The following is a 25294-nucleotide window of genomic DNA, read 5'->3' on the forward strand; positions in this document are numbered from 1 at the left end:
GCGAAGCCTCTTTTGCCCTTGTGCCCGACCTGCCCCACTCCATCACGAGGCCTATCCGACATGCATCCCGCTCCCGATCACTTCATCCTGCGCGTCAGTTGCCCGGCCGTGTCCGGCATCGTCGCCGCGGTGACCACCTACCTGGCCGAGCACGGTTGCTACATCAGCGAGATGGCGCAGTTCGACGACGAGGACAACGGGCGCTTCTTCATGCGCGCGGTGTTCCGCTACAACACCGGTGTCACGGGTGACACACCGCAGCTGGAAGCCGGCTTTGCCGATGTCGCCCAGCGTTTCGACATGCAGTGGAGCCTGCACAGCAGTGCCCGGCCGATGCGCGTGCTGCTGATGGTGAGCAAGTTCGACCACTGTCTGTCCGACCTGTTGTACCGCCATGCCAAGGGCGAGCTGGACATGCAGATCACCGCCGTGGTCTCCAACCACCTGGACCTGCGCCCGATGGCCGAGCGCCAGGGCATCCGTTTCGTCTACCTGCCGGTCAGCAAGGACACCAAGGCCGAACAGGAAGCCGCGCTGCTGCGCATCGTCGAGGACACCGGCACTGAACTGGTGGTGCTGGCGCGCTACATGCAGATCCTCTCCGACGACCTGTGCCGCCAGCTGTCAGGCCGGGCGATCAACATCCACCATTCGTTCCTGCCCGGTTTCAAAGGCGCCAAGCCTTATCACCAGGCCTACCAGCGCGGGGTGAAGCTGATCGGTGCCACCGCCCACTATGTCACCAGCGACCTCGACGAAGGCCCGATCATCGAGCAGGAAGTACAGCGCGTGGACCATGCCTACGCACCGCATGACCTGGTGGCCATCGGCCGCGACACCGAGACCATCGCCCTGTCCCGCGCCGTGAAATACCACCTGGAGCATCGGGTGTTCCTGAACCACGACCGCACGGTGATCTTCAAATGAACGCCACTCCCAGTATCAAGCTGATCGACGGCAAGGCCACCGCGACGCGGGTGCTGGCCGAGGTACGCGAGCAGGTGCAGGAGCTGCGCCAGGGCGGCGTGCAACCGAGCCTGGCGGTGGTGCTGGTCGGCGCCGACGCTGCCAGCCAGGTGTACGTGCGCAACAAGATGCTGCGTGCCGAAGAGGTGGGCATCCGCTCGCTGGAGCATCGCCTGCCCGCAGACACCAGCCAGGCCGAGCTGCTGGCCCTGATCGACCGCCTCAACCGCGACACCGAGGTCAACGGCATCCTCGTGCAACTGCCGTTGCCGGCCCATATCGACGAACACCGCATTCTTCAGGCGATCAGCCCACTGAAGGATGTGGACGGCTTCCACAGCGAGAACGTCGGCGGCCTGGCCCAGGGCCGCGATGTGCTCACCCCGTGCACGCCCAGCGGCTGCATGCGCCTGCTGCGCGATGCCTGTGGCGAACTGCATGGCAAGCATGCGGTGGTGGTCGGCCGCTCGAACATCGTCGGCAAGCCCATGGCCGCCCTGCTGCTGCAGGCCGACTGCACGGTGACCGTGGTGCACTCGCGCAGCCGCGACCTGCAGGCCTTGTGTCGCCAGGCAGACATCCTGGTGGCCGCAGTGGGCAAGCCACGGCTGATCGGTGCCGACTGGCTCAAGCCTGGCGCGGTTGTGATCGATGTCGGTATCAACCGCATCGACGAAGGCGGCCACAGCCGCCTGGTCGGCGATGTCGACTTCGCCGCCGCCCTGCCCCAGGTGGCCGGCATCACCCCGGTGCCCGGCGGGGTCGGCCCTATGACCATCGCCTACCTGATGAAAAACACCCTGCTCGCCCTCGACCTGCAACAACAGGCCGCCCACCAGGAGCGCACCCCATGCCTTTCGCCCTGCTGAAATACGGCCTGAGCGCCGACTACCCGGTAGAGGTCGACCTGCCACCGCCGTGCGAACTCAAGCCACGCTATGACGTGGTGATCATCGGCGGCGGCGGCCACGGCGTGGCCATCGCCTACTACCTGGCCAAGTACCATGGCATCACCAATGTCGCCGTGCTGGAGAAGGCCTACCTGGGCGGCGGCAATACTGCGCGCAACACAGCGGTGATCCGCTCCAACTACCTCACCAGTGAGGGTGTGCGCTTCTACGCAGAATCGGTGCGCATGTTCCAGAATCTGTCGAACGAGTTCGACTTCAACATCATGTATTCCGAGCGCGGTCAGCTCACCCTCGCGCACACCGACGCCACCGTGCGCGCCTTTCGCCAGCGCGCCGAGGTCAACAAGCACTTTGGCGGGCGCACTGAAATGATCGACCGCCAGCAGATCCGCGAGCTGGTGCCGAGCCTGAACCTCGACCCCGGTCACCTGCCGGTACTCGCCGGCCTTTGGCACATCGATGGTGCCACCGCCCGCCACGACGCGGTGGCCTGGGGCTACGCCAAGCAGGCTGCCAAGCGCGGCGTCGAGATCCACCAGCTGACCGAAGTGCAGGACCTGCTGATCCGAAATGGCCGCATCGAGGCGGTGAAGACCAACCGTGGCACCGTGCAGTGCGGTTGCGTGGTACAGGCCGTGGCCGGGGCCAGTTCGCTGCTGATGGCCAAGGCCGGCATTCGTGCGCCGATCCACACCTACCCGCTGCAGGCCATGGTCACCCAGCCGTTCAAGCCGTTTCTCGACCCACTGGTGAGCTCCTCGGCGCTGCACTGCTACGTGCAGCAGACCAGCCGCGGCGAGATCGTCTTTGGCGGCGGCTCCGACCCCTACCCGCTGTACAACACCCGCTCCACCCTCGACCTCAAGGAGAGCCTGCTGGCACACGCCATCGAGATGTTCCCGTTCATGGCCAACGCCAAGCTGATGCGCCAGTGGGCCGGGATCACCGACATGACCCCGGACTACAGCCCGATCATGGGCCTGTCGCCGGTGCACAACTATTACCTGGACGCCGGCTGGGGCACCTGGGGTTTCAAGGCCACGCCGATCTGCGGCAAGACCATGGCCGAGCTGGTCGCCAGTGGCGGCAAGGTGCCGGAACTGATCGCACCCTTTGCCCTGGAGCGCTTCAGCCGCTTCCAGCAAGTCAACGAAATGGGCGCCACCGCAGCCAGCCACTAAGGAGCGACGACGATGAAGATCCTGACCTGCCCCTTGAACGGCCCGCGCAATATCAGCGAGTTCACCTACGGCGGCGAATTCAGGCACATGCCCGACCCGGCCAGCTGCAGCGATGCGCAATGGGCCGACTATGTGTTCAACAGCGACAACCTGGCCGGGGTGGTGACCGAGTGGTGGCTGCACAACGCCTCCAGCTACTGGTTCCTGGCCGAACGCCACACGGTGAGCGACCAGGTGCTGCGCACCTTCGACCCGAAAGAACTGTTCGACCGCCGCGTCGACTTCACCCCCGCCGCCACCCCGGAGATTGCCGGATGAACAGCCACACTCGCCTCCCCGCGCCCATGGGCCTGCTGATCGACCGCGAGCGGCCCCTGCACTTCCAGTTCGACGGCCAGGCCTGCCAGGGCTTTGCCGGTGACAGCATCGCCAGCGCCCTGCTCGGCAGTGGCCGCTGGCTGCTGTCGCGCTCGTTCAAGTACCACCGCCCGCGCGGCCCGCTGAGCATGGCCGGGCAGGATGCCAACACCCTGGTGCAGCTGCCGGACGAGCCCAATGTGCTGGCCGACCTGGAAGCCGCCCGCGATGGCCAGGTAGTCGAAGGGCAAAACTTCAACGGTAGCCTGGCGCACGATCGCGACGCCTACCTGGGCAAGTTTTCGCGCTTCATGCCGGTGGGCTTCTATTACCGCTCGTTCTACAAGCCCAAGGGCATGTGGAAGGTGTGGGAGCCGCTGATCCGCAAGAAGGCCGGCCTGGGCGTGCTCGACCTAGGCTTCAGGCCGCAGTATTACGACAAGGCCTATCTGTTCGTCGATCTGGCCGTGATCGGCGCTGGCCCGGCTGGCCTGCGTGCGGCACTGGACGCGGCCAATGCCGGGGCCAAGGTGTTGCTTGTCGAGCAACAGCCGGTGCTTGGCGGCTCGCTCACCTACGCCCGCTTCGACATTGCCGGCACCCGCGCCACCAGCCTGCGCCAGGAACTGCTGGCTGCCGTCGAGGGCCACCCGAACATCCAGGTGCTGCTGGACGCCACCTGCAACGGCTGGTTCACCGACAACTACCTGCCGGTGATCCAGCACAAGCGCCTGTACAAGGTGCGCGCCAGCCGCTGCCTGGTGGCGGCCGGTTCGTTCGACCAGCCAGTTGTGTTCCGCAACAACGACCTGCCGGGGGTCATGCTGACCAGCGCCGTGCAGCGGCTGATGAAGCTGTACGCGGTAAAACCCGGCCAGCGCGCGGTAGTCCTCACCGGCCACGATGACGGCTACCTCGCCGCCCTCGACCTGCAGGAGCAAGGCGTGGCCGTGGCCGCGGTGGTCGACATGCGCGCTGCGCCAGCCGATGCCGCAGTGGCCGCCGAACTGAAGCGCCGCGATATACCCGTGCACCTGGGCAGCACCGTGTACGAAGCCCTGCACGAAGCGGGCATGCGCCACGTGAGTGGCGTGGATATTCGCCCGATCACCGGCCAGGGCAAGGTCGGCCCGCATGGCCTGCGCCTGGCCTGCGACCTGCTGTGCATGTCGGCAGGCTACATGCCGGTGTACCAGTTGCCGTGCCAGGCTGGCGGCAAGCTGGCCTACGATGTGAACCGCGACGAATTCGTCATCAGCAACCTGCCGGCCGGGCTGGATATCGCCGGTTCGGTGAACGGCCGTCACGCACTGGGCAATGTGCTGGCCGACGCCACTCGCGGGGCTGCCGATGCGCTGGCAGCGCTGGGCCTGGAAGCGCCGGTGCAGCCAGTGTTCAGCGCCGAAGCCAAGGTCAACTTCACCTGGCCGATCTTCCCCCACCCCAAGGGCAAGGATTTCGTCGACTTCGACGAAGACCTGCAAGTGCGCGACATCGTCAACGCCACGCGCAGCGGCTACCGCGATGTGCAACTGGTCAAGCGCTTCTCCACGGTCGGCATGGGCCCGTCCCAGGGCCGCCACTCGGCGCTGCCGACCGCTCGCCTGGTGGCCCACGCCACCGGGCGCAGCATCAGCGAAACCGGGGTGACCACCGCCCGGCCACCGTTCCAGGCGGAAAAACTGGCCCACGTCGCCGGCCGCGCCTTCGACCCGTACCGGCAAACGCCCATGCACCGCCGCCACCTGGAAGCCGGGGCGAAGATGATGCCGGCCGGCATCTGGCAGCGCCCGGCCTATTATGGCAAGCCCGAGGACCGCGAACGCTGCATGCAGGAGGAAGCCCGCCATGTGCGCGAGAAGGTCGGCCTGATCGACGTTTCCACCCTCGGTGGCCTGGATGTGCGCGGCCCCGACGCCGCCGAACTGCTGGAGCGCCTTTACACCTTCGGCTTCGCCAAGCTGGCCATCGGCCGCACCCGCTACGCGCTGATGACCAACGAGCATGGCGTGGTGATCGATGATGGCGTGTGCGCCCGGCTGGGCGAGCAGCATTACTACGTCACCGCCACCACCAGCGGCGTCGACCGCATCTACCAGCAGATGCTGAAGTGGAACGCGCAATGGCGCCTGGATGTGGACATCACCAACGTCACCGCCGCGCTGGCCGCGGTCAACCTGGCCGGGCCGCTGTCACGCCAGGTGCTGGCCAAGGTGTGTGACGATGTGGACCTGTCGGCCGATGCCTTCCCTTACCTCGGTGTACGCCAGGGCACAGTGGCCGGCATTGCCGCGCGCATCCTGCGGGTGGGCTTTGTGGGTGAACTGGGCTACGAAGTGCACGTGCCGGCGCGCCACGCCGAGCACCTGTGGGATACCTTAATGCAGGCTGGCGCGGGGTTGGGCATTCGCCCGTTCGGCGTCGAGACCCAACGCCTGCTGCGCCTGGAAAAGGGCCACGTGATCATCAGCCAGGACACCGACGGCATGACCCACCCGGCGGAGATCGACATGCAATGGGCCATCGGCCGCAAGAAGCCATTCTTCGTCGGCAAACGCTCGATCGAGATCCTCGAAGCGCAGCCGCTCAAGCGCAAACTGGTCGGCTTCACCCTGCCCAAGGGCAGCCCGCAACCGCTGGAGGGGCATCTGGTGCTGGACGGGGCGGACATCAGCGGCAACGTCACATCCTGCGAATACTCGCAAACCCTGGGGCAGATCATCGGCCTGGCTTACGCCGGTGCCCATCAGGCCACGCCTGGCACGCACATCCCGATCCGCGTTGAGGGCGGCGTGATGGTCAATGCCAAGGTGGTGCCACTGCCGTTCCACGATCCCGACAACCTGCGCCAGGAGCTCTGAGCCATGACCAGTTTGCAAGCCAAAGCTTTTATTTCACTCGGCCCGCGGGCCGAACTGCTGCATACCTGCGCGTTGACTGACCTGACCGATCTGGCACGGGTCGGGTTTCGCGGGGGCGACAGTGCCGCTTGCCTGCAGGCGCGTGGCTACCGCTTGCCGTCGCTACCCAACCAGGCCGTGCGCCAGGAAGACGGTGGCTGGATAGCGCGCTTGTCACAGACCGAGTACCTGTTGCTGGGCAGCCTGGCCGACGGCGGTGCACGGGTGGCTGCCGAAGAGGCCGGGTGGGTGCAGGATACCCGGCGCAACTACCTGCTGCCGCGCCAGGATAGCCATGCCTGGCTGCAGCTCTCGGGGGTGCATTGCAGCGCGGTGATGGCCAAGTTGTGCGGGGTGGACTTGCGCGCCCGGGCGTTTACCGTTGGGGCGGTGGCGCAGACCTCGGCGGCGCGGATCAACGTGATCGTGCTGAATGTGGGGAGCGATGAGAGGCCGGCCTTGCAGTTGCTGTTTGATCGGGCGTCGCTGGCGTATTTCCGTGAAGCGGTGCTGGATGCCATGGATGAGTTCGATGGTGGGTGGGTCGGGGTAGATGAATTGATGCGTTGACCTGCACCGGCCTCTTCGCGGGTAAACCCGCTCCCACAGGGTAATCACTGGGCTTGGGGCTGTGGAGTACCTGTGGGAGCGGGCAGGCCCGCGAAGAAGCCAACGCGGTGGCTGGCACCGGCTGCGCCGGTGTTCGCGGGCACGCCCGCGAAGAAGCTCACTCGGTACCGAAGGTCAGAGGTGCACCAAGCGCTCACGCAGGAAGTTCACAAACCCCTGAACCGGCCGCGCCACCTGCCGGTGCTGGGGGTACACCGCCGACAACTGCAGTGCTGGCGGCCGCCACTCATCCAGCACTGTCACCAGTCGCCCATCCGCCAGCGCCTGTCCCACGATGAAGGTTGGCAGATAGGTCACCCCCATCCCGGCAATCGCCGCATCCCTGAGCAGCTCGCCATTGTTAGCCCGCATCCGCCCGACTACCTGGATCGCCTGTACCTTGCCGCCCTGGCGGAACTGCCACTGCACCTGCCGCGAATGACCATACGGCAGGCAATCATGCCCAGCCAGTTGCTCCGGCCTGGCCGGCACGCCCCGAGCCTTCAGGTACGCCGGGCTCGCACAATACACCCGCTCGACACTGGCAATACGCCGCGCAATCAGGCTGGAATCCTCCAGCGCACCAATCCGTAGCGCCAGGTCATAGCCCTCGCCGATCAGGTCCACTGCGCGGTCGCTCAAATCCACCTCCACATCCACCTGCGGGTGCAACTGCAGGAACTCGGTCAGCAGGCACCCCAGGTGCGCCATGGCGAACGACAGCGGCGCACTCAGACGCAAGGTGCCACGCAAGGCCTGGGCCTGGCCGCTGATGTCGTGCTCCACCTGCTGCACTTCGCCGAGCAGGCGCAACGCCGACTGGTAGTAGTGCTGGCCCAGCGGCGTGGCATCCAGGCGCCGGGTGGAGCGGTTGAGCAGGCGCACGCCCAGGCGCTCCTCAAGCTGCATCAGGCGCCGGCTGACCGATTGCTTGGACATCCCCAGGCGGTCGGCAGCCGCAGTGAAACTGCCAGCTTCCATGACCTGGGCAAAGATCCGCATGTCTTCGTAAGGGTTCATTGTCTCGCTCTTGGTGACAGTCAAACGCTTTATAGCGGCTTTTTCCCATCAACGCATCTCCCTAATCTACGCACAAGTCGCAGCGATGGCCCTGAAGGCCAGGCAAGACGCCCACTACCAACATTCAACAGAAAAGGATTCGCTCATGAACATTGTCCACAAAACCCTTACCGCTTCCCTTCTGGCCCTGTCCGTTTCCAGCGCCTTCGCCGCTGGCAGCCCGGGTATCGAACAGCACACCCAGGCCTTCCTCGAAGCCCTGGAACAAGGCGGCGGCAAGCCACTGGAGCAGCTCAGCCCGAAAGACGCCCGCGCGGTGCTGACCGGTGCCCAGGCCTCGGTAAAGGTCGATCTCTCGGGTATCGAGGTGAAGGAACGCACCATCCAGGCCAACGGCGAGTCGATCAAACTGCAAGTGGTGCGCCCGGCCAACGTGAAGGGTGACCTGCCGGTGTTCATGTTCTTCCACGGTGGCGGCTGGGTGCTCGGCGATTTCCCGACCCACCAGCGGCTGATCCGCGACCTGGTGGTTGGCTCTGGCGCAGTGGCGGTCTACGTCGACTACACCCCATCGCCGGAAGCGCACTACCCGACCGCGATCAACCAGGCCTACGCCGCCACCCGCTGGGTGGCCGAGCATGGCAAGGAAATTGGCGTGGACGGCAAGCGCCTGGCCGTGGCCGGCAACAGCGTCGGCGGCAACATGGCGGCAGTAGTGGCCTTGAAAGCCAAAGAGGCCGGCACCCCGGCCCTGCGTTTCCAGCTGCTGCTGTGGCCGGTGACCGATGCCAGCTTCGAAACTGCGTCGTACAAGCAGTTTGCCGAGGGGCACTTCCTGACCACCGGGATGATGAAGTGGTTCTGGGACAACTACACCACCGATGCCAAGGCACGGGAACAGATCTACGCCTCGCCGCTGCGGGCCAGCAGTGAACAGCTCAAGGGCCTGCCGCCGGCCCTGGTGCAAACGGCCGAGTTCGACGTGCTGCGCGATGAAGGTGAGGCTTATGCTCGTAAGCTGAATGCTGCCGGGGTGACCGTTACCTCGGTGCGCTACAACGGCATGATCCATGACTACGGGCTGCTCAACCCGCTGCATCAGGTGCCGGCCGTGCAAGCGGCCATGCGCCAGGCCGCCGGCGAGCTGAAAGTGCACCTGCAGTAACCTCATCCATGCATGCGGCAGGGCCTGGTGCCCTGCCGGTTCAGGAGACCCGTCATGCTCACCGTACGCAACGCCAAAGACCGCGGCCTGGCCTTTCATGGCTGGCTGAAATCGTTCCACACCTTCTCCTTCGGCCACTACCGCAACCCGGACGAGCAAGGGTTCTCGGACCTGCTGGTGATCAACGACGACCGCGTCATCCCCGGCAAGGGCTTTGGCCAGCACCCGCACCGCGACATGGAGATTTTCTCCTACGTGCTGGAAGGCGCGCTGGAGCACAAGGACACGCTGGGCACCGGCTCGGTGATCCGCCCGGGCGATGTGCAGCTGATGAGCGCTGGCCACGGCGTGGCCCACAGCGAGTTCAACCACAGCCAGGTGCAGCCGGTGCACTTCCTGCAGATCTGGATCGTACCGAACGTGCAGGGGGCAACGCCGCGTTACCAGCAACAGCATTTCAGTGCCGAGGAAAAGCGCGGCAAGCTGCGCCTGATCATCTCGCCGGATGGCGCCGAGGGGTCATTGCAGGTACGGCAGAATGCGCGGGTGTATGCCGGCCTGTTCGACGGTGACGAGCGTGCCATCCTGACCTTGCCGGAAAACCGCCATGCCTATGTGCATGTGGCCCGGGGCAGCATCGAGCTCAATGGGCAAGTGCTGAATGAAGGGGATGGGGTGCGAGTGAGGCAGGAACAGGTGCTGGAACTGGGCAATGGGGTGGATGCCGAGGTGCTGGTATTCGACCTGCGGCCGCATGAGTTGCCTGGTATGCCTTGAGGCAGGTCCGGCCCTTTCGCGGGTAAACCCGCTCCCACAGGTACGCCACAGACTTCGAAATCTGTGGCGTACCTGTGGGAGCGGGTTTACCCGCGAAGAGGCCGCAAATCCAACTCAGGGCTCGACCCCTTCGACGATGATCACCTCAGCCTTCGCCACCCCCTGACGATGGCTGCAAGCCTCCTGGTACAGCTCGGACCGGTAACACGCCAGCGCCTGCTCGTACGAATCGAACTCGATCACCACGCTACGCTGAGGGGTAGGCCGCCCTTCCATCGCCTCACTACGCCCGCCACGGGCCAGGAAACGGCCGCCGAATGCCTTGAAGGCAGCCGGGGCGCGCTGGGTGTACTGCTGGTATTGCTCGGGGTCGGTCACGTCCACATGGGCGATCCAATAGGCCTTCATGCGCTGCTCTCCTGTTACGGCGATATTTGTGTATGATGGTATACCATAATAATCATCCCACCACAGTGAGCGTGCAACATGGCTTTCAACACCATCGAAGAACTTCTCGAGGACTACCGGCAAGGCAAGATGGTCCTGCTGGTGGATGACGAGGACCGGGAAAACGAAGGCGATCTGCTGATCGCCGCCGAGCGATGCGACGCCCAGGCCGTCAACTTCATGGCCCGTGAAGCGCGCGGGCTGATCTGCCTGACGCTGACCGACGATCACTGCCAACGTCTGGGCCTGGAGCAGATGGTGCCGGCCAACGGCAGCGTTTTCAGCACCGCCTTCACCGTGTCGATCGAGGCTGCCACGGGCGTTACCACCGGTATTTCCGCTGCTGATCGGGCACGTACGGTGGCAGCGGCGATGGCCCCCAACGCCCGCCCGGAAGACCTGGTGCAACCCGGTCACATCTTCCCCCTGCGCGCCCGCGAAGGCGGTGTACTGACGCGCGCCGGCCACACCGAAGCCGGCTGCGACCTGGCGCGCCTGGCCGGGTTCACCCCGGCGTCGGTTATCGTCGAAGTACTCAACGATGACGGCACCATGGCCCGCCGCCCGGACCTGGAGGTGTTCGCTGCCCGGCACGGCATCAAGATAGGCACCATCGCCGACCTCATCCACTACCGCCTGAGCACCGAGCAGACCATCAAGCGCATCGGCGAACGCGAACTGCCGACCGTGCATGGCACCTTCCGCTTGGTCACCTACGAAGACCGCATCGAAGGTGGCGTACACATGGCCATGGTCATGGGCGATATCCGCCGCGAGCAGCCGACCCTGGTGCGAGTGCACGTGATCGACCCGCTGCGCGACCTGGTCGGCGCCGAATACGCCGGCCCCGCCAACTGGACGCTTTGGGCGGCGCTGCAGAAGGTGGCCGAGGAAGGCGCCGGCGTGGTGGTGATCCTGGCCAACCATGAGTCCTCACAGGCGCTGCTGGAGCGCGTGCCGCAGCTGACCCAGCCGGTGCGGCCTTACCAGCGTGGGCAATCGAAGGTGTACTCGGAGGTGGGTACAGGCGCGCAGATTCTGCAGGACCTGGGCGTGGGCAAGCTGCGCCACCTGGGCCCGCCGCTGAAATACGCGGGGCTGGCGGGGTATGAGCTGGAGGTGGTGCAGAGCATCCCCTTCGAGCCGGACATGGTCGGCTAAAACACCGAAGCAACTGACTTGGCAGGGCCCTGTAGGAGCGGATTCACCCGCGAATGCGATGGTGAAGCCACCAACGCATTCGCGGGTGAACCCGCTCCTACAGGGCCCGCGCTGTTTCTGAAAGGGACGGAGTGATGGCCGGTAGCCTCATACCTCTTGCCAAAAGTTTGGAATACCATAATATGATATCCCGTAGACCTTGAATCTGCAGGCCGGCACCTACAATCAAAAACGGCCAAAAAACACTTTGTTTTAGCTGCTCCCCGAACACTGTTGGCGGGCGCACCACAAGCCCCGCCTCGAATAACAAAAGCAACGAGGGCGTAACCATGCTGTTGAGCAAACGTGTAACCGCAGTGCTGTCCGCCAGCCTGCTGACCCTGGCATGTCAGGCCGCCCAGGCCGCCGACAGCCTGAACTTCGTCAGCTGGGGCGGTACCACCCAGGACGCCCAGAAAGAAGCATGGGCCGTACCTTTCACCAAAGCCACCGACATCAAAGTCGTCCAGGACGGCCCCACCGACTATGGCAAGCTCAAGGCCATGGTCGAGAGCGGCAACGTGCAGTGGGACGTGGTCGACGTCGAAGCCGACTTCGCCCTGCGTGCCGCCAGCGAAGGCCTGCTCGAACCCCTCGATTTCACCCAGATCAAGCGCGACAAGATCGACCCGCGCTTCGTCTCCGACCATGGCGTCGGCTCGTTCTTCTTCTCCTTCGTGCTCGGCTACAACGAAGGCAAGCTCGGTGCCAACAAACCGGTGGACTGGACCGCACTGTTCGATACCAAGACCTACCCCGGCAAGCGCGCCCTGTACAAATGGCCCAGCCCAGGCGTACTGGAACTGGCCCTGCTGGCCGACGGCGTAGCCCCCGACAAGCTGTACCCGCTGGACCTGGACCGCGCCTTCAAGAAGCTCGACACCATCAAGAAAGACATCGTCTGGTGGGGCGGCGGCGCCCAGTCGCAGCAACTGCTGGCCTCCGGTGAAGCCTCGCTCGGCCAGTTCTGGAACGGGCGCGTCTATGCCCTGCAGCAAGACGGTGCACCGGTGGGCGTGAGCTGGAAGCAGAACCTGGTCATGGCCGACTTCCTGGTCATCCCCAAAGGTGCCAAGAACAAGGACGCGGCCATGAAGTTCCTGGCCAACGCCAGCAGCGCCGAAGGCCAGGCCGAGTTCGCCAACAAGACCGCCTACGCGCCGGTGAACGTCGACAGCGTGGCCAAGCTGGACAAAGACCTCGCGCAGAACCTGCCGACCGCCTACGCCCAGGACCAGGTCACCCTCGACTTCGCCTACTGGGCCAAGAACGGCCAGGCCATCGCAGCCCGCTGGAATGAGTGGTTGGTCAAATGAAAGTCGCCATCAACGCCCTGCATAACGCGCAAGGTGCCCCCACGGGCACCGGCGCCCCGGGAACGGCCCCCCGCCGCGTCAGCCTGAGCCAGCGCTGGAAAGGCAGCCGCAATCTGCTGCCGGCCCTGCTGTTCCTTGGCCTGTTCTTCTTCGCTCCGCTGGCCGGCCTGTTGCTGCGCGGGGTGCTGGAGCCAACGCCGGGCCTGGGCAACTACGAGCAGCTGTTCGCCAACTCGGCCTATGCGCGGGTGCTGTTCAACACCTTCTCGGTGGCCGGCGTGGTCACCCTGATCAGCGTGCTGCTGGGCTTCCCGCTGGCCTGGGCAATTACCCTGGTGCCCAAGGGCTGGGGCCGCTGGTTGCTGAACATCGTGCTGCTGTCGATGTGGACCAGCCTGCTGGCGCGCACCTACTCGTGGCTGGTGCTGCTGCAGAGCTCGGGGGTGATCAACAAGGCGTTGATGGCCATGGGTATCATCGATGCCCCGCTGGAAATGGTGCACAACCTGACCGGCGTGGTGATCGGCATGAGCTACATCATGATCCCGTTCATCGTGCTGCCGCTGCAGGCGACCATGCACGCCATCGACCCGATGGTGCTGCAGGCCGGCTCGATCTGTGGCGCCAGCCCGTGGACCAATTTCTGGAAAGTGTTCCTGCCGCTGTGCCGCTCGGGGCTGTTCTCCGGGGCACTGATGGTGTTCGTGATGTCGCTCGGTTACTACGTCACCCCGGCCCTGCTGGGCGGTGCGCAGAACATGATGCTGCCCGAATTCATCATCCAGCAGGTGCAGTCGTTCCTCAACTGGGGCCTGGCCAGCGCCGCCGCCGCACTGCTGGTGGTGATCACCCTGGTGCTCTTCTACCTGTACCTGAAGCTGCAGCCGGAATCCCCGGTTGGCAACGCGAGGTAAACCGCCATGCTCCTGTCTCCCAATGCCATGGGCCGCCCGCTGCGTACGGGCCTGTACCTGACCACCGGGGTCATCGCGGCCTTCCTGCTGTTGCCGGTGGTGTTCATCGTGTTGCTGTCGTTCGGCTCGTCGCAGTGGCTGGTGTTCCCGCCGCCGGGCTGGACCTTCAAGTGGTACGGCCAGTTCTTCTCCAACCCGGAGTGGATGGACGCCGCGCTGGCCAGCCTGAAGGTGGCCGTGCTGACCACCATCGCCGCCGTGCTGCTCGGCCTGCCCACCGCGTTTGCCCTGGTGCGTGGCCGCTTCCCGGGCCGCGAGCTGCTGTACGGGCTGTTCACCATGCCGATGATCGTGCCGCTGGTGATCATTGCCGTGGCGGTGTACGCGCTGTTCCTCAAGCTCGGCTACACCGGCACGCTGTTCGCCTTCGTGGTCAGCCACGTGATCGTCGCCCTGCCCTTCACCATCATCTCGATCATCAATTCGCTGAAGCTGTTCGACCAATCCATCGAGGATGCCGCGGTGATCTGCGGCGCCTCGCGCCTGCAGGCGATCTTCAAGGTAACCTTCCCGGCGATTCGCCCGGGGATGATCGCCGGCGGCCTGTTCGCCTTCCTGGTGTCGTGGGATGAAGTGGTGCTGAGCGTGATGATGGCCAGCCCCGACCTGCAGACCCTGCCGGTGAAGATGTGGACCACCCTGCGTCAGGACCTCAGCCCGGTCATCGCCGTGGCCTCGACCCTGCTGATCGGCCTGTCGCTGCTTGTCATGTTCATTGCCGCCGCCTTGCGCCGGCGCACCGAAGCCAACGCCTGAGCGCGCGGAGAAAACAACAATGAGTGCAGTGATCAAAGACAACGCGCACGGCAAGACCCTGGTCAGCCTGCGCGGCCTGAACAAGCACTACGGCGACTTCACCGCCGTGGACAACCTCGACCTGGAAATCCAGGACGGCGAGTTCCTGACCTTCCTCGGCTCCAGCGGCTCGGGCAAGTCCACCACCCTGTCGATGCTGGCCGGTTTCGAAACGCCGAGCAGCGGCGAGATCCTGGTCGATGGCCAGTCACTGGTCAACGTGCCGCCGCACAAGCGTGACATCGGCATGGTGTTCCAGCGCTATTCGCTGTTCCCGCACCTGAACGTGCGCGACAACATCGGCTTTCCGCTGGCCATTCGCAAGCTCAGTGCCAGCGAAACCAGCAAGCGCGTCGATGCCATGCTCAAGCTGGTGCAGCTGGAAAAGTTCGCCCACCGCAAGCCGTCGCAGATGTCCGGTGGCCAGCAGCAGCGCGTGGCTATCGCCCGGGCGCTGGTGTACGAACCGCGCATCCTGCTGATGGACGAACCGCTCGGCGCGCTGGACAAGAAGCTGCGCGAAGACCTGCAGGATGAACTGCGCCAGTTGCACCGGCGCCTGGGCATCACCATCGTCTACGTCACCCACGACCAGGAAGAAGCCATGCGCCTGTCCCAGCGCATCGCCATCTTCAGCCATGGCAAGATCGTCGGCCTGGGCACCGGTTACGACCTGTACCAAAACCCGCCGAATGCCTTCGTCGCCTCGTTCCTGGGCAACTCCAACTTCCTGCGGATCAAGGCCAGCAGCAATGGCGCGGGCAGCTTCGAGGGCCAGCCGGTAGCCATCCGCCTGACCCCGGGCCTGGCCGCCTCGCAGGATGCACTGATCATGGTACGCCCGGAAAAGGCCCTGGCCCTGACCGCCGAACAGGCCGCACGCGAGCCGCTGCCGGCGGGGTGGAACGAGGTCAGTGCCAAGGTTGGTGAAGTGCTGTTCCTGGGCGAGAGCCAGACCTGCCACGTAGTGACCGCGGGCGGAACCGAGCTGACGGTCAAGGCTTTGTCGGCGGCGGGCATGCCGATGCAGCCAGGGGATACCGTGAAGGTGCGCTGGGCGGTGGCGGATGCGTGCATCTATACCGAGTGGGCGGAAAGTGACCTGAGCAAGTCTGCCGGGGCGCATTGAAACCGCTGGGGCCGCTTTGCGGCCCTTTCGCGACACAAGGCCGCTCCTACAGGGGCGGCCTTTCACTGCCCCATGGACTGTCACATTATCATCACGCCACTGTCGTAATCTGCCGGCCATCTCTATGCCATAGGCCTTCCGGCATGCCCCGCCTGCTTGTCTTGCTGCTCACCCTGCTGCCGCTGGCGACCCTGGCCGAGCCCGCTCACCTGCGCGTGCAAGGCTCCAACACCATCGGCGCGGCCTTGCTGCCAGCGCTGGTGCAAGGGCAATTGCGCGCACAGCAAGCTACCGCCATCGAACAATACCCAGGCAAGCTGGCCAACGAGACTGTCATCACCGCTCGCGATAAGCATGGCCAGCCTTTGCGCATCGACATCGCCGCACACGGTTCCAGCACCGGCTTCGTCGCCCTGGGCCATGGCGAGGCCGACCTGGCCGCCGCGTCGCGGCCTATCAACGACAACGAAGCAAGCCAACTGCAGGCTTTGGGCGACCTGCGCGCCGCTGCCGCCGAACAAGTCATCGGCCTGGATGGCGTCGCGGTCATCGTTCACCCCGACAACCCGCTGCCACAGCTCACCACGGGGCAACTGGCACAGATCTTTGCCGGGCAGATCCAGCGCTGGGAGCAATTGGGTGTTGCCGGCGGGGCCATCCACCTGTACGCCCGTGACGACCGCTCCGGTACCTTCGAGACCTTCAAGGCCCTGGTGCTGGAACCCCAGCAAAGCGAGCTTTCGCCCAAGGCCCAACGCTTCGAGTCCAGCGAGGAGCTGGCCGCGCGAGTGGGCGCCGACCGCCAGGCCATCGGCTTCAGCAGCCTGGCGGCGGTGCATGGGGCCAAGGTGCTGGCGGTTGCCGAGGGTGACGCGCCGGCCATGCTGCCGGAGCGTGCACTGGTGGCCAGCGAGGACTACCCGCTATCGCGGCGCCTGTACTTCTACCTGCCGGCCAACCCCAAGCCCCAGGCCAAGGCGCTGGCCGATTTCACTCAGAGTCCCGCGGGCCAGGCGATCGTCGCCCAGCAGGGTTTCGTTTCGCAGCAGATCAAGGCCCAACCTGTGCCCCTTCAGGCGGACATGCCGCCGCGCTATCGCACCCTCGCCCTACAGGCGCAACGGTTGAGCGTGAATTTCCGCTTCCAGGAAGGCAGCGCCAGCCTCGACAACAAGGCCCTGCGCGATGTCCAGCGCGTTGCCGACTACCTGCGCCAAGCGGGCAAATTGCAGCGCAAGGCGGTGCTGGTGGGCTTTGGCGACCCCAAGGAGACACCCGGTCGCGCCGCCCTGCTGTCCCGCCTAAGGGCCCAGGCGGTGCGCCGCGAGCTGGCGCGCGATGGCGTGGAGGTGCTGGAGGTGACGGGGATGGGGGATGAACTGCCAGTGGCAGGGAACGAACTGGAGCAAGGGCGACTGCGTAATCGCCGGGTGGAAGTGTGGGTTTATTGAACGATTGGCCTGCTCTGGCCTGACTGGTGTAGGAGCGGCCTGGCAAAGAAATGTAACAGCTCCCCATTCGGCATCACCGGCAAACGGGTCTAGGCTCAAGCCCATGTGATACCGGGCCCCTCTGACGGCTGCCAGGCCGCCATGTCGGATCACTGTTGCCATGCAACGTCGACATTCAAGGAGGGGCTCATGACAGCTCTACACACATTCCTCACCACCCCGTTCCTCGGTACCAGCACCTGGTTGTGGCTGGTGTTCATGGCCATCGTCATCGGTTTGCTGGTACTCGACCTGGGCGTGCTGCACCGCCACGACCGGGAAATCGAAATGCGCGAGAGCCTGCTGCTGTATTCGGGCTATTTCAGCGTCGGCGTGCTGTTCGGCGTCGGTGTCTGGTACCAGTTGGGCGCGCAGTCGGCGCTGGAGTTCTACACCGGGTTCCTGGTCGAACAGTCGCTGTCGATGGACAACGTGTTCGTCATGGCGATGATCTTCAGCTATTTCGCCATCCCCCGCCGCTACCAGCACCGCGTGCTGTTCTGGGGCATCCTCGGGGTGGTGTTCCTGCGGGCGATCATGATCGGCGTGGGCGCGGCGCTGGTGCAGAACTTCGCCTGGGTACTGTATATCTTCGGTGCCTTCCTGCTGTTTACCGGGGTGAAGATGGCGCTGTCTAAGGAAGATAGCCGCCCCGACCTGGCCAACAACCCAATCCTCAAGTTCGTGCGCCGGCACATGCGGGTCACCGAGCAGATCCACGGCTCGCACTTCTTCGTGCAGCAGACCCCGCCCGGGCAGCACAAGGCGCTACGCCATGCCACCCCGCTGTTCATGGCGCTGGTGCTGATCGAACTGGCCGACCTGGTGTTCGCCGTCGACAGTGTCCCGGCAATCTTCGCCATCACCCAGGACCCGTTCATCGTCTACACCTCGAACATCTTCGCCATCCTCGGCTTGCGCTCGTTGTATTTTGCGCTGGCGGCGCTGATGCACCGGTTCGTTTACCTCAGGTACGCGCTCGCGCTGGTGCTGATCTTCATTGGCTGCAAGATCTTCTACCACGGCATGGTGGGCAAGGTGCCGGCATTGCTGTCGCTGGGGGTGACGTTCGGGTTGTTGCTGGGTGGGGTGGTGGTTTCGTTGGTCAAGACGCGGGGGGAAAAGCCGGAAATCAAGGGTGCTCAATCCAGACAGCCTTCAAATGCCGATCGCACACTCAGCGAGAAGGAGGAAGACCCGCAGATGCGGGTCTGACCATCCAGAGAACCAGTGAGCCTTCAAGGGCCTCTTCGCGGGCAAGCTGAACTGGCCTAATGATCCCGGACACCTCTTAAGGGCGATATGATTCGCCCAATCAGGAGGTTCCATGCAAGAACGAAAGACCTACACCCGCGAGTTCAAGCAACGTGCTGCCAGCATGGTCCTTGATGACCACTGCTCGATTCCCGACGTCTGCGCCTCAATGGACGTCGGCCCTACAGCCCTGCGCCGCTGGGTTGATCAGGTGCGTAAAGAGCGACACAAGGGCCAGCCAGTAGCCGGTACCAAAGCGATCAGCGACGAACAGCGCGAGCTCCAGCAGCTGCGAGCCAAGATCAAGCGCCTGGAGACCGAGGCTGAAATCTTAAAAAAGGCTACGGCTCTCTTGATGTCGGATCCCGATCGTTTTTCCTGATTGAGGAACTGAGAGAGTCAGGCTCGTATCCGACCAGCCTTCTTTGCAGTGCGCTGAGCGTATCCCGTAGCGCGTTTTATGACTGGCTTCGCCGTCGTTCAACACCGAATACCAAGCGTGACGAACTCAGAGAGAAAGTAGTTCAGCTGCACGTCGAAAGCAGGGGAAGCGCGGGCGCGAGAATGATCTCTGAGTACCTGAAGGCCCAGCAGCTCAAGGTGGGACGGTATCTGGCCGGAAAACTCATGGAGGAGGCAAATCTGGAAAGCAAGCAGCGTCGTCCTCATCGGAATCGCTCCAAAGGTGTTGAAGCGTTTGTGGCCAAGAACCTGCTCGAACGCAACTTTGAGCCAACAGCAATTAACCAGGTCTGGTGCGGTGACGTGACCAGTTTGATGGTCGGGAAGCGCTGGTATCACCTGGCAGTAGTGATTGACTTGTTTGCGCGTCGGATCGTTGGCTGGGCGTTTTCCCTGATCAACGACGCCAACTTGGTTAGCAAGGCACTGAGGATGGCAGTAGGGGTTAGGGGCAAGCATACAGGCTTGATGTTTCACTCGGATCAAGGCTGCCAATACACCAGCCAGCGCTTCCAGTCCGAGCTGCTTGAGCATGGCATAACGCAGAGCATGAGTCGCAGGGGACAATGCTGGGACAACGCACCAACAGAGCGTTTCTTTGGAACGCTCAAGTCAGAATGGGTGCCGCCCAAGGGCTACAAGGAAATTGAAGAAGCCAAGCAGGACATGACCAGCTTCTTCATGCGATACAACCGAATCAGGCTCCACAGCTACAACGACTACCTGTCACCAATAGCTATGGAGCAGCAGGCGGCTTGATCACCGTAACCGGTGTCCGGAAATACTTGACCAGAACAAGCCCGCTCCTACAGATATTGTGCACAGCTTGGAGGCAGCACAGTACCTGTGCGCTGTCGCACAGAGAACTGAACTCGCAAGCGATCCTCGTACCCTGTGGGAGCGGCTTTAGCCGCGAAGAATCCAACGCGGTGCATGGCACCGGCTGCGCCGGTGTTCGCGGCTAAAGCCGCTCCCACAGGGTCCCTGCTAATTCAATGAGTTATGTGCAGTTCTATGAGAGCGGGCAAGCCCGCGAAGAGGCCGGAACAAGCCGGTAAATCATCGTCCGCTACGCATCATCTCCGCCGGCACGTACTTGCCGATCTCATACTTGCCGATCGCCGCCCGGTGCACTTCATCTGGCCCGTCGGCCAGGCGCAAGGTGCGTTGCATGGCGTACATGTAAGCCAGCGGGAAATCGCCACTCACCCCTGCCCCGCCATGAATCTGGATCGCCCGGTCGATCACCTTCAGTGCCACGTTCGGCGCCACTACCTTGATTTGCGCAATCTCGCTGCGGGCCACCTTGTTGCCGACCGTGTCCATCATGTAGGCCGCTTTCAACGTCAGCAGCCTGGCCATGTCGATCTCCATGCGCGAGTCGGCAATCTTGTCGACGTTGCCGCCCAGACGCGCCAGTGGCCGGCCGAAGGCGGTACGCTCCACCGAGCGCTTGCACATCAGTTCCAGCGCTCGCTCGGCCATGCCGATCGAGCGCATGCAGTGGTGGATACGGCCAGGGCCAAGGCGCCCCTGGGCAATTTCGAAGCCACGGCCTTCACCCAGGATCACGTTCTCATACGGTACCCGCACGTTCTCGAAGAGCACCTCGGCGTGGCCATGGGGAGCATCGTCATAACCGAACACCGGCAGAGGGCGGACGATCTTGACCCCAGGCGCATCGGTGGGCACCAGCACCATCGAGTGCTGCTGGTGGCGTGGCCCTTCAGGGTCGGACAGGCCCATGAAGATCATTACCTTGCAGCGCGGGTCGCAAGCGCCAGAGGTCCACCACTTGCGGCCGTTGATTACCCATTGGTCACCGTCACGCACGGCGGTGGCGGCCATGTTGGTGGCATCCGAGGAGGCCACGTCCGGTTCGGTCATGGCGAACGCCGAACGGATCTCGCCACGCAGCAGCGGCTCCAGCCACTGGCGCTTCTGCGCTTCACTGCCATAGCGCACCAGCACTTCCATGTTGCCGGTGTCCGGCGCCGAGCAGTTGAACGGCTCCGGGCCGAGCAACGAACGGCCCATGATTTCAGCCAGCGGGGCGTATTCCAGGTTGCTCAGGCCGGCACCGTATTCCGATTCGGGCAGGAACAGGTTCCACAGCCCTTCAGCGCGGGCCTTGGCCTTGAGTTCTTCCATGATCGCGGTGGGCTGCCAGCGGTCACCCTCGGCGACCTGGCGCTCGAACACCGCCTCGGCGGGGTAGACATAGGCGTCCATGAACGCGCTGACGCGCTCACGCAGTGCCTGGACCTTGGGCGAATAGGCGAAATCCATCGGGGCTACCTTCACGGTTCGGAGTACATGGGCCAGAGCCTAGAGCAGCATGGCCTCATCCACCTAGCCTATTTTCCGCGTGTATAAACATTCATAACCGATATATGATCGGCCAATAATTCCAACAAAGAGCGGCGCCCATGAACCTCAGCAAGGTCGACCTCAACCTGTTCATCGTGTTCGATGCGATCTACACCGAAGCCAACCTGACCCGCGCCGGGCAGATCGTGGGCATCACCCAGCCGGCAGTGTCCAACGCCCTTTCACGGCTGCGCGAAACCTTCAATGACCCGCTGTTCGTGCGCACCGCGCAAGGCATGGTGCCAACGCCCATGGCGCAGAACATCATCGGCCCGGTGCGCAATGCCTTGGCACTGTTGCGCACCTCGGTGCAGGAAAGCCGCATTTTCAACCCGCAACAGGCCAACAAGACTTTCCGCATCAGCATGACCGACCTGACCGAAGCGGTCATCCTGCCGCCGCTGTTCCAGCGCTTGCGCCGCCTGGCGCCGGCGGTGCTGATCGAAAGCTTTTTGTGCAAGCGCCGCGAGACCACCAAGGAACTTGCCGCCGGCCGCCTGGACTTCGCCATCGACGCACCGTTGAACACCGACCCGCAAGTACGCCACGTAAAACTGATGCAAGACCGCTATGTCTGCGCCCTGCGCCAGGGCCACCCGCTGGCCGACAGCAAGCTGACCCTCGACAACTACCTCGGCATGACCCACATCCATATTTCCAGCCGCCGCAACGGCCTGGGCTATGTCGACCTGGCCCTGGGCAAGATGGGCGTGCAGCGCAAGGTTGCCTTGCGCTCGCAGCATTACCTGATGGCCTCGCAGGTGTTGCAGCAGACCGACATGGCGATGACCGTCCCCGAGCGCTTCGCCCGCCGCCATCAGTTGCGTTACCAGCCACTGCCGGTGGAGGTGCCTGCGCTGGAAACGCACCTGTACTGGCATGAAAGCACCGATCAGGACCCGGCCAACCGCTGGATGCGCGAGCAGATCACCGAGTTGTGCGAACGTGTGGTGGCCGAGGAAGAAAGGGCCTTGGAACCAGCCTGAACAGAATGGCGGGATGCGGAGAAAAAAATCCCAAGAAAAACTCGATAGAGAGAAATTTTTCTTGATCATTTCCAGAATAGAGCCGCTGGAAGTGAAAAATATCTCCGAAGTAGCGGGTACGCTTGCTCCAACGATTGCCGATTTCACGGCGACAGACACGGACCCGCCCTCATGCCCAGCGCCCCGCTCTATTTCGATTACGCCGCCACCACTCCGGTCGACGACCGGGTCATCGAAACCATGCTCGCCTGCCTTGGCAGCCAGGGCAACTTCGGCAACCCGGCGTCCAGTGGCCATGCCTTCGGCCAGGCAGCCCGCCACGCCGTGGAGCAGGCCCGTCTGCAAGTGGCCGAACGCGTCGGCGCGCAGGCCGATGCACTGGTCTGGACCTCAGGTGCGACCGAGTCCAACAACCTGGCGCTCAAGGGCATTGCCCAGGGCCTCGGCCAGCCCGGGCACCTGATCACCAGCCAACTGGAACACAAGGCCGTGCTCGACACGGTGGCCGAACTGGAGCGCCAGGGTTGGGCCGTTACCCGCCTGGCACCGGATGCCGCCGGCCTGATTCAGCCTGCGGCGGTGCAGGCAGCGTTGCGCGCCGACACCCGCCTGGTATCGCTGATGGCGGTGAACAATGAACTGGGCACGATCACAGACTTTGCCGCGATTGGCGAACAGGTACGTGCCCACGGTGCCCTGCTGCACGTGGATGCGGCGCAGGCGGTGGGCAAACTGGCCATCGACCTGAACGCCATGGCCGTGGACCTGATGTCGTTCTCGGCGCACAAGGTGTATGGGCCCAAGGGCATCGGTGCGCTCTACGTGGGGCCACGCGCCCGCACGCTGATGCGTGCGCAGATGCACGGGGGCGGCCATGAGCAAGGCCTGCGCTCCGGCACCCTGGCGACCCACCAGATTGCCGGCATGGGCAGTGCCTTTGCCCTGGCCGGCCAGCCCGGCGACAGCGAACACCTGCGCCTCGGACAACTGGCCAGGCGCCTGCGTGAAGGCCTGCTGGCCCTGCCCGGCGTCACCCTCAACGGCTGCGCCAAACAACGCATTCCCCATACGCTGAACCTGTGTATCGACAGCAAGGGCTTCAACAGCGCGGCGCTGGCCAGCGAGCTGGCGTTGTCGACCACCTCGGCCTGCAATTCGGCGAGCGATGCAGCCTCGCATGTGCTGCTCGCGTTGGGGCTGGATGAACGCCAGGCACGTAACAGCGTGCGCCTGAGCATCGGGCGTTTCAGCAACGAGGCCGAAGTGGACAAGGCCCTCGAAGTGTTTGGCCGGGTGCTGACAGCGGCGTCAGCGGCACTTTGGTGAAACTTCCCTAAAACAGCCGGCTGTCCGGGGTGAAGTCCTCGACCTCGAGCCTGGCACTGTTTGCCTGCGGATGGCGCGGGTTGAAAAGGTAATTGGTGGTGCTGGGCATGATCGCGCTCGGCACCGGCAGCAGCAACGCCGAACACTCATCCAGAAAGCGGTTGCCCAGGCCCCGGGTCAGTTCGGTCTGGCTCGACCAGCCAGGCTGCAAGGCGGGCAACTGCGCTTGCGAAACGGTGTCAGGCAACTCGATACGCAGCAGCCGCATGGTGGTGGGGAAATCCTCAGGGTCGATCTCCAGGTGCACCAGCACCTCCAGCATCGCCCCGGCCGGGCTGGTGGCGGCATACACCACTGGCCGGCCCGCCTGGTGCCAGCGGCCGCTGACACGCAAGCCGCCCGTTCCGCTCAAGTCTGCATAGGCGCTGATACGCCACAGAATCACAGGCCGAAGCCCTCGGCGATCTGCAGCAACATCTCTTCGACCTGGGTGGTGCCCTGCTGGGTGGTTAGCATCTGCATCGGCGTCAGCCCCGAGAAGCGCTCCTTGGGCTTGGACAGCCAGCGTTTTGCCTTGCCTGCCTCGCCGAACACGGCTTCGGCCATGGCGGTGATATGGGCCGAACGGAACAGCCGGTCGCTTTCTTCCACGGTCAGCGGCTGGTCACGTTCGATGCGGGTTTTCAGCGTGCGCAGGGGAATGATCTGGTCACGCTCCACAGGGGTGAACACGCCGAGTTCGGTCAGTTTCACCAGCCAGGTGGCAGCGAAGCCATGGGTGATGCGGGTGTGGATTTCGAAGTCACTGGCGAGTTCGGGGATTTCCAGCAGTGCATGCAGGCGCGCCCGGTACTCGTGGTAACCGTTGTCGCGAAGCACTTCGGCAAGCATGGCTCTCTCCTTTCCGGCGTTTGCCGACAAGTATGCGGCATATGCCGGATTTTGCAAGCCGACCGGAAAGACGGGGCCGCAGAGCGGCCCCGGCAACCTCACAGGAAGGTGAACACCTGCGAAGCCGGCAACCGCGACTTGTTCAGCCCGGCATTGAAATCCGCCTCGCTGCGATAGCCCAAGCTGAGAATGACCACACTGCTGTATCCACGCTCACGCAAGCCCAGCTCGGCATCGAGAATCTTGCTGTCGAAGCCTTCGATCGGGGTGGCATCCAGCCCATGTGCCGCAGCCCCCAGCAAGGCAGTACCCAACGCCAGGTAGGTCTGCTTTTCCATCCAGTGCTGCAGGTCTTTCTGGTCGAAACGGTGCAGGTCGACGTAATGCCGACGGCTCTGGTTCTGCCCGGCACGCGCCTGCTCATCGCGGAAGCGGCCATCGGCGGCTTCCTGATGGAGCACGGCATCCAGGTGCGCTTCGGTCATCTCGGTTCGGGTGCAGAACACGATCACATGCGAGGCATCGAGGATCTTCGGCGAATTGTAGGCATAGCGCTCTGCGGTGCTTTTGGCCAGGCGAGCCTTGCCTTCGGCGCTGTCGGCAACGATGAAATGCCACGGCTGCGAGTTGACCGAGGAAGGGCTATGGCGCAGTTGCTCGAGCAGGGCATCGACAGTCGCCTGGGGAATGCGGCGCGAGGCATCGTAGGCTTTGGTGGTGTAGCGGCGCTTGGCCAGAGAGACGGTATCCATGCAACAACTCCGGGAA

General features: G+C 64.0%; 25 protein-coding genes. 19 read left to right on the forward strand and 6 right to left on the reverse strand.

Annotation, left to right across the window (positions count from 1 at the left end):
• The first annotated feature begins 60 nt into the window (after positions 1-60).
• Genes purU through KDB76_RS18360 form a run of 6 tightly spaced genes read left to right on the forward strand, consistent with a single transcriptional unit; the run spans position 61 to position 6885 of the window.
• A complete protein-coding gene (gene purU / locus KDB76_RS18335; protein ID WP_023662858.1) occupies positions 61-927 on the forward strand; it encodes a formyltetrahydrofolate deformylase in 867 nt (288 codons plus the stop codon).
• The gene (folD, locus tag KDB76_RS18340; protein ID WP_038409927.1) at positions 924-1835 is read left to right on the forward strand and encodes a bifunctional methylenetetrahydrofolate dehydrogenase/methenyltetrahydrofolate cyclohydrolase FolD; all 912 of its coding nucleotides are present in this window, start codon (positions 924-926) and stop codon (positions 1833-1835) included. Before purU ends, folD begins: the two co-directional genes overlap by 4 nt.
• Entirely contained in the window at positions 1817-3058 is a 1242-nt protein-coding gene (locus tag KDB76_RS18345) for an FAD-dependent oxidoreductase (RefSeq protein WP_013973144.1), read from the forward strand. Before folD ends, KDB76_RS18345 begins: the two co-directional genes overlap by 19 nt.
• Before the next feature lie 12 nt (positions 3059-3070).
• Positions 3071-3376 (forward strand): sarcosine oxidase subunit delta, encoded by a 306-nt coding sequence (locus tag KDB76_RS18350; protein ID WP_013973145.1) that lies wholly within the window; start codon positions 3071-3073, stop codon positions 3374-3376.
• Positions 3373-6276 (forward strand): 2Fe-2S iron-sulfur cluster-binding protein, encoded by a 2904-nt coding sequence (locus KDB76_RS18355; protein WP_038409928.1) that lies wholly within the window; start codon positions 3373-3375, stop codon positions 6274-6276. Before KDB76_RS18350 ends, KDB76_RS18355 begins: the two co-directional genes overlap by 4 nt.
• Positions 6277-6279: 3 nt before the next feature.
• Positions 6280-6885 (forward strand): sarcosine oxidase, encoded by a 606-nt coding sequence (locus tag KDB76_RS18360; protein ID WP_038409929.1) that lies wholly within the window; start codon positions 6280-6282, stop codon positions 6883-6885.
• A gap of 174 nt (positions 6886-7059) precedes the next feature.
• Here the strand turns inward: KDB76_RS18360 and KDB76_RS18365 are convergent, their stop codons facing one another.
• The gene (locus tag KDB76_RS18365; protein ID WP_023661816.1) at positions 7060-7944 is read right to left on the reverse strand and encodes a LysR family transcriptional regulator; all 885 of its coding nucleotides are present in this window, start codon (positions 7942-7944) and stop codon (positions 7060-7062) included.
• Positions 7945-8089: 145 nt separating this feature from the next.
• Here KDB76_RS18365 and KDB76_RS18370 point away from each other — a divergent pair, with 145 nt between their 5' ends.
• Together KDB76_RS18370 and KDB76_RS18375 are read left to right on the forward strand one after the other, a co-directional pair.
• A complete protein-coding gene (locus KDB76_RS18370) occupies positions 8090-9109 on the forward strand; it encodes an alpha/beta hydrolase (RefSeq protein ID WP_024087356.1) in 1020 nt (339 codons plus the stop codon).
• A 54-nt stretch (positions 9110-9163) separates the two neighbouring features.
• A complete protein-coding gene (locus KDB76_RS18375) occupies positions 9164-9886 on the forward strand; it encodes a pirin family protein (RefSeq protein ID WP_013973150.1) in 723 nt (240 codons plus the stop codon).
• Positions 9887-10000: 114 nt separating this feature from the next.
• On the opposite strand, the gene KDB76_RS18380 is transcribed toward KDB76_RS18375, so the two are convergent.
• Positions 10001-10294, reverse strand: coding sequence for a DUF1330 domain-containing protein (locus KDB76_RS18380; protein ID WP_013973151.1), 294 nt, complete (start codon positions 10292-10294; stop codon positions 10001-10003).
• A 78-nt stretch (positions 10295-10372) separates the two neighbouring features.
• On the opposite strand from KDB76_RS18380, the gene ribBA reads away from it, so the two are divergent.
• The 9 genes from ribBA to KDB76_RS18420 all read left to right on the forward strand — a co-directional run bounded on the left by ribBA (position 10373) and on the right by KDB76_RS18420 (position 19712).
• Complete coding sequence (ribBA, locus tag KDB76_RS18385; protein WP_013973152.1) at positions 10373-11494, forward strand: bifunctional 3,4-dihydroxy-2-butanone-4-phosphate synthase/GTP cyclohydrolase II; 1122 nt, start codon at positions 10373-10375, stop codon at positions 11492-11494.
• 329 nt (positions 11495-11823) lie between these two features.
• The gene (locus KDB76_RS18390; RefSeq protein ID WP_013973153.1) at positions 11824-12849 is read left to right on the forward strand and encodes an ABC transporter substrate-binding protein; all 1026 of its coding nucleotides are present in this window, start codon (positions 11824-11826) and stop codon (positions 12847-12849) included.
• Positions 12846-13763 carry an ABC transporter permease gene (locus KDB76_RS18395; RefSeq protein WP_015270844.1) on the forward strand — a complete coding sequence of 306 codons (918 nt, stop codon included), beginning with the start codon at positions 12846-12848 and terminating at the stop codon, positions 13761-13763. Before KDB76_RS18390 ends, KDB76_RS18395 begins: the two co-directional genes overlap by 4 nt.
• Before the next feature lie 6 nt (positions 13764-13769).
• Positions 13770-14579: an ABC transporter permease gene (locus KDB76_RS18400; RefSeq protein WP_015270845.1), complete on the forward strand. Its 810-nt coding sequence runs from the start codon at positions 13770-13772 to the stop codon at positions 14577-14579.
• 19 nt (positions 14580-14598) lie between these two features.
• A complete protein-coding gene (locus tag KDB76_RS18405) occupies positions 14599-15747 on the forward strand; it encodes an ABC transporter ATP-binding protein (protein WP_013973156.1) in 1149 nt (382 codons plus the stop codon).
• Positions 15748-15890: 143 nt separating this feature from the next.
• The gene (locus KDB76_RS18410) at positions 15891-17198 is read left to right on the forward strand and encodes a phosphate ABC transporter substrate-binding/OmpA family protein (protein ID WP_038409930.1); all 1308 of its coding nucleotides are present in this window, start codon (positions 15891-15893) and stop codon (positions 17196-17198) included.
• Between the two features lie 189 nt (positions 17199-17387).
• On the forward strand, positions 17388-18452 hold the full coding sequence (locus KDB76_RS18415) for a TerC family protein (protein WP_038409931.1): 1065 nt from the start codon (positions 17388-17390) through the stop codon (positions 18450-18452).
• Between the two features lie 112 nt (positions 18453-18564).
• Positions 18565-18873 (forward strand): transposase, encoded by a 309-nt coding sequence (locus tag KDB76_RS29900; protein WP_024086157.1) that lies wholly within the window; start codon positions 18565-18567, stop codon positions 18871-18873.
• An 8-nt stretch (positions 18874-18881) separates the two neighbouring features.
• On the forward strand, positions 18882-19712 hold the full coding sequence (locus KDB76_RS18420; RefSeq protein WP_230491506.1) for an IS3 family transposase: 831 nt from the start codon (positions 18882-18884) through the stop codon (positions 19710-19712).
• 300 nt (positions 19713-20012) lie between these two features.
• Here the strand turns inward: KDB76_RS18420 and KDB76_RS18425 are convergent, their stop codons facing one another.
• Positions 20013-21242: an acyl-CoA dehydrogenase gene (locus KDB76_RS18425; protein ID WP_013973159.1), complete on the reverse strand. Its 1230-nt coding sequence runs from the start codon at positions 21240-21242 to the stop codon at positions 20013-20015.
• Positions 21243-21382: 140 nt separating this feature from the next.
• On the opposite strand from KDB76_RS18425, the gene KDB76_RS18430 reads away from it, so the two are divergent.
• Both KDB76_RS18430 and KDB76_RS18435 read left to right on the forward strand, forming a co-directional pair.
• On the forward strand, positions 21383-22309 hold the full coding sequence (locus KDB76_RS18430; RefSeq protein WP_013973160.1) for a LysR family transcriptional regulator: 927 nt from the start codon (positions 21383-21385) through the stop codon (positions 22307-22309).
• Positions 22310-22480: 171 nt separating this feature from the next.
• Entirely contained in the window at positions 22481-23635 is a 1155-nt protein-coding gene (locus KDB76_RS18435; protein WP_013973161.1) for an aminotransferase class V-fold PLP-dependent enzyme, read from the forward strand.
• A gap of 7 nt (positions 23636-23642) precedes the next feature.
• Here KDB76_RS18435 and KDB76_RS18440 read toward each other — a convergent pair whose 3' ends face one another.
• From KDB76_RS18440 to KDB76_RS18450, 3 genes are all read right to left on the reverse strand, one after another.
• Complete coding sequence (locus KDB76_RS18440; RefSeq protein ID WP_015270851.1) at positions 23643-24080, reverse strand: RES family NAD+ phosphorylase; 438 nt, start codon at positions 24078-24080, stop codon at positions 23643-23645.
• The gene (locus KDB76_RS18445) at positions 24077-24526 is read right to left on the reverse strand and encodes an antitoxin Xre/MbcA/ParS toxin-binding domain-containing protein (RefSeq protein ID WP_013973163.1); all 450 of its coding nucleotides are present in this window, start codon (positions 24524-24526) and stop codon (positions 24077-24079) included. Before KDB76_RS18445 ends, KDB76_RS18440 begins: the two co-directional genes overlap by 4 nt.
• A 98-nt stretch (positions 24527-24624) precedes the next feature.
• Positions 24625-25278, reverse strand: a complete 654-nt coding sequence (locus tag KDB76_RS18450; RefSeq protein ID WP_013973164.1) for an oxygen-insensitive NAD(P)H-dependent nitroreductase NfsB — start codon at positions 25276-25278, stop codon at positions 24625-24627.
• Positions 25279-25294: the final 16 nt, after the last annotated feature.

Source organism: Pseudomonas sp. JS425, from assembly GCF_018223845.1.
Classification (GTDB): domain Bacteria; phylum Pseudomonadota; class Gammaproteobacteria; order Pseudomonadales; family Pseudomonadaceae; genus Aquipseudomonas; species Aquipseudomonas asiatica.

Excerpts from the sequence above, each read along its gene's own strand:
- purU (WP_023662858.1), top strand. The coding sequence starts at position 61 with ATGCATCCCGCTCCCGATCACTTCATCCTGCGCGTCAGTTGCCCGGCC.
- folD (WP_038409927.1), top strand. The coding sequence starts at position 924 with ATGAACGCCACTCCCAGTATCAAGCTGATCGACGGCAAGGCCACCGCG.
- KDB76_RS18345 (WP_013973144.1), top strand. The coding sequence starts at position 1,817 with ATGCCTTTCGCCCTGCTGAAATACGGCCTGAGCGCCGACTACCCGGTA.
- KDB76_RS18350 (WP_013973145.1), top strand. The coding sequence starts at position 3,071 with ATGAAGATCCTGACCTGCCCCTTGAACGGCCCGCGCAATATCAGCGAG.
- KDB76_RS18355 (WP_038409928.1), top strand. The coding sequence starts at position 3,373 with ATGAACAGCCACACTCGCCTCCCCGCGCCCATGGGCCTGCTGATCGAC.
- KDB76_RS18360 (WP_038409929.1), top strand. The coding sequence starts at position 6,280 with ATGACCAGTTTGCAAGCCAAAGCTTTTATTTCACTCGGCCCGCGGGCC.
- KDB76_RS18365 (WP_023661816.1), bottom strand. The coding sequence starts at position 7,944 with ATGAACCCTTACGAAGACATGCGGATCTTTGCCCAGGTCATGGAAGCT.
- KDB76_RS18370 (WP_024087356.1), top strand. The coding sequence starts at position 8,090 with ATGAACATTGTCCACAAAACCCTTACCGCTTCCCTTCTGGCCCTGTCC.
- KDB76_RS18375 (WP_013973150.1), top strand. The coding sequence starts at position 9,164 with ATGCTCACCGTACGCAACGCCAAAGACCGCGGCCTGGCCTTTCATGGC.
- KDB76_RS18380 (WP_013973151.1), bottom strand. The coding sequence starts at position 10,294 with ATGAAGGCCTATTGGATCGCCCATGTGGACGTGACCGACCCCGAGCAA.
- ribBA (WP_013973152.1), top strand. The coding sequence starts at position 10,373 with ATGGCTTTCAACACCATCGAAGAACTTCTCGAGGACTACCGGCAAGGC.
- KDB76_RS18390 (WP_013973153.1), top strand. The coding sequence starts at position 11,824 with ATGCTGTTGAGCAAACGTGTAACCGCAGTGCTGTCCGCCAGCCTGCTG.
- KDB76_RS18395 (WP_015270844.1), top strand. The coding sequence starts at position 12,846 with ATGAAAGTCGCCATCAACGCCCTGCATAACGCGCAAGGTGCCCCCACG.
- KDB76_RS18400 (WP_015270845.1), top strand. The coding sequence starts at position 13,770 with ATGCTCCTGTCTCCCAATGCCATGGGCCGCCCGCTGCGTACGGGCCTG.
- KDB76_RS18405 (WP_013973156.1), top strand. The coding sequence starts at position 14,599 with ATGAGTGCAGTGATCAAAGACAACGCGCACGGCAAGACCCTGGTCAGC.
- KDB76_RS18410 (WP_038409930.1), top strand. The coding sequence starts at position 15,891 with ATGCCCCGCCTGCTTGTCTTGCTGCTCACCCTGCTGCCGCTGGCGACC.
- KDB76_RS18415 (WP_038409931.1), top strand. The coding sequence starts at position 17,388 with ATGACAGCTCTACACACATTCCTCACCACCCCGTTCCTCGGTACCAGC.
- KDB76_RS29900 (WP_024086157.1), top strand. The coding sequence starts at position 18,565 with ATGCAAGAACGAAAGACCTACACCCGCGAGTTCAAGCAACGTGCTGCC.
- KDB76_RS18425 (WP_013973159.1), bottom strand. The coding sequence starts at position 21,242 with ATGGATTTCGCCTATTCGCCCAAGGTCCAGGCACTGCGTGAGCGCGTC.
- KDB76_RS18430 (WP_013973160.1), top strand. The coding sequence starts at position 21,383 with ATGAACCTCAGCAAGGTCGACCTCAACCTGTTCATCGTGTTCGATGCG.
- KDB76_RS18435 (WP_013973161.1), top strand. The coding sequence starts at position 22,481 with ATGCCCAGCGCCCCGCTCTATTTCGATTACGCCGCCACCACTCCGGTC.
- KDB76_RS18445 (WP_013973163.1), bottom strand. The coding sequence starts at position 24,526 with ATGCTTGCCGAAGTGCTTCGCGACAACGGTTACCACGAGTACCGGGCG.
- KDB76_RS18450 (WP_013973164.1), bottom strand. The coding sequence starts at position 25,278 with ATGGATACCGTCTCTCTGGCCAAGCGCCGCTACACCACCAAAGCCTAC.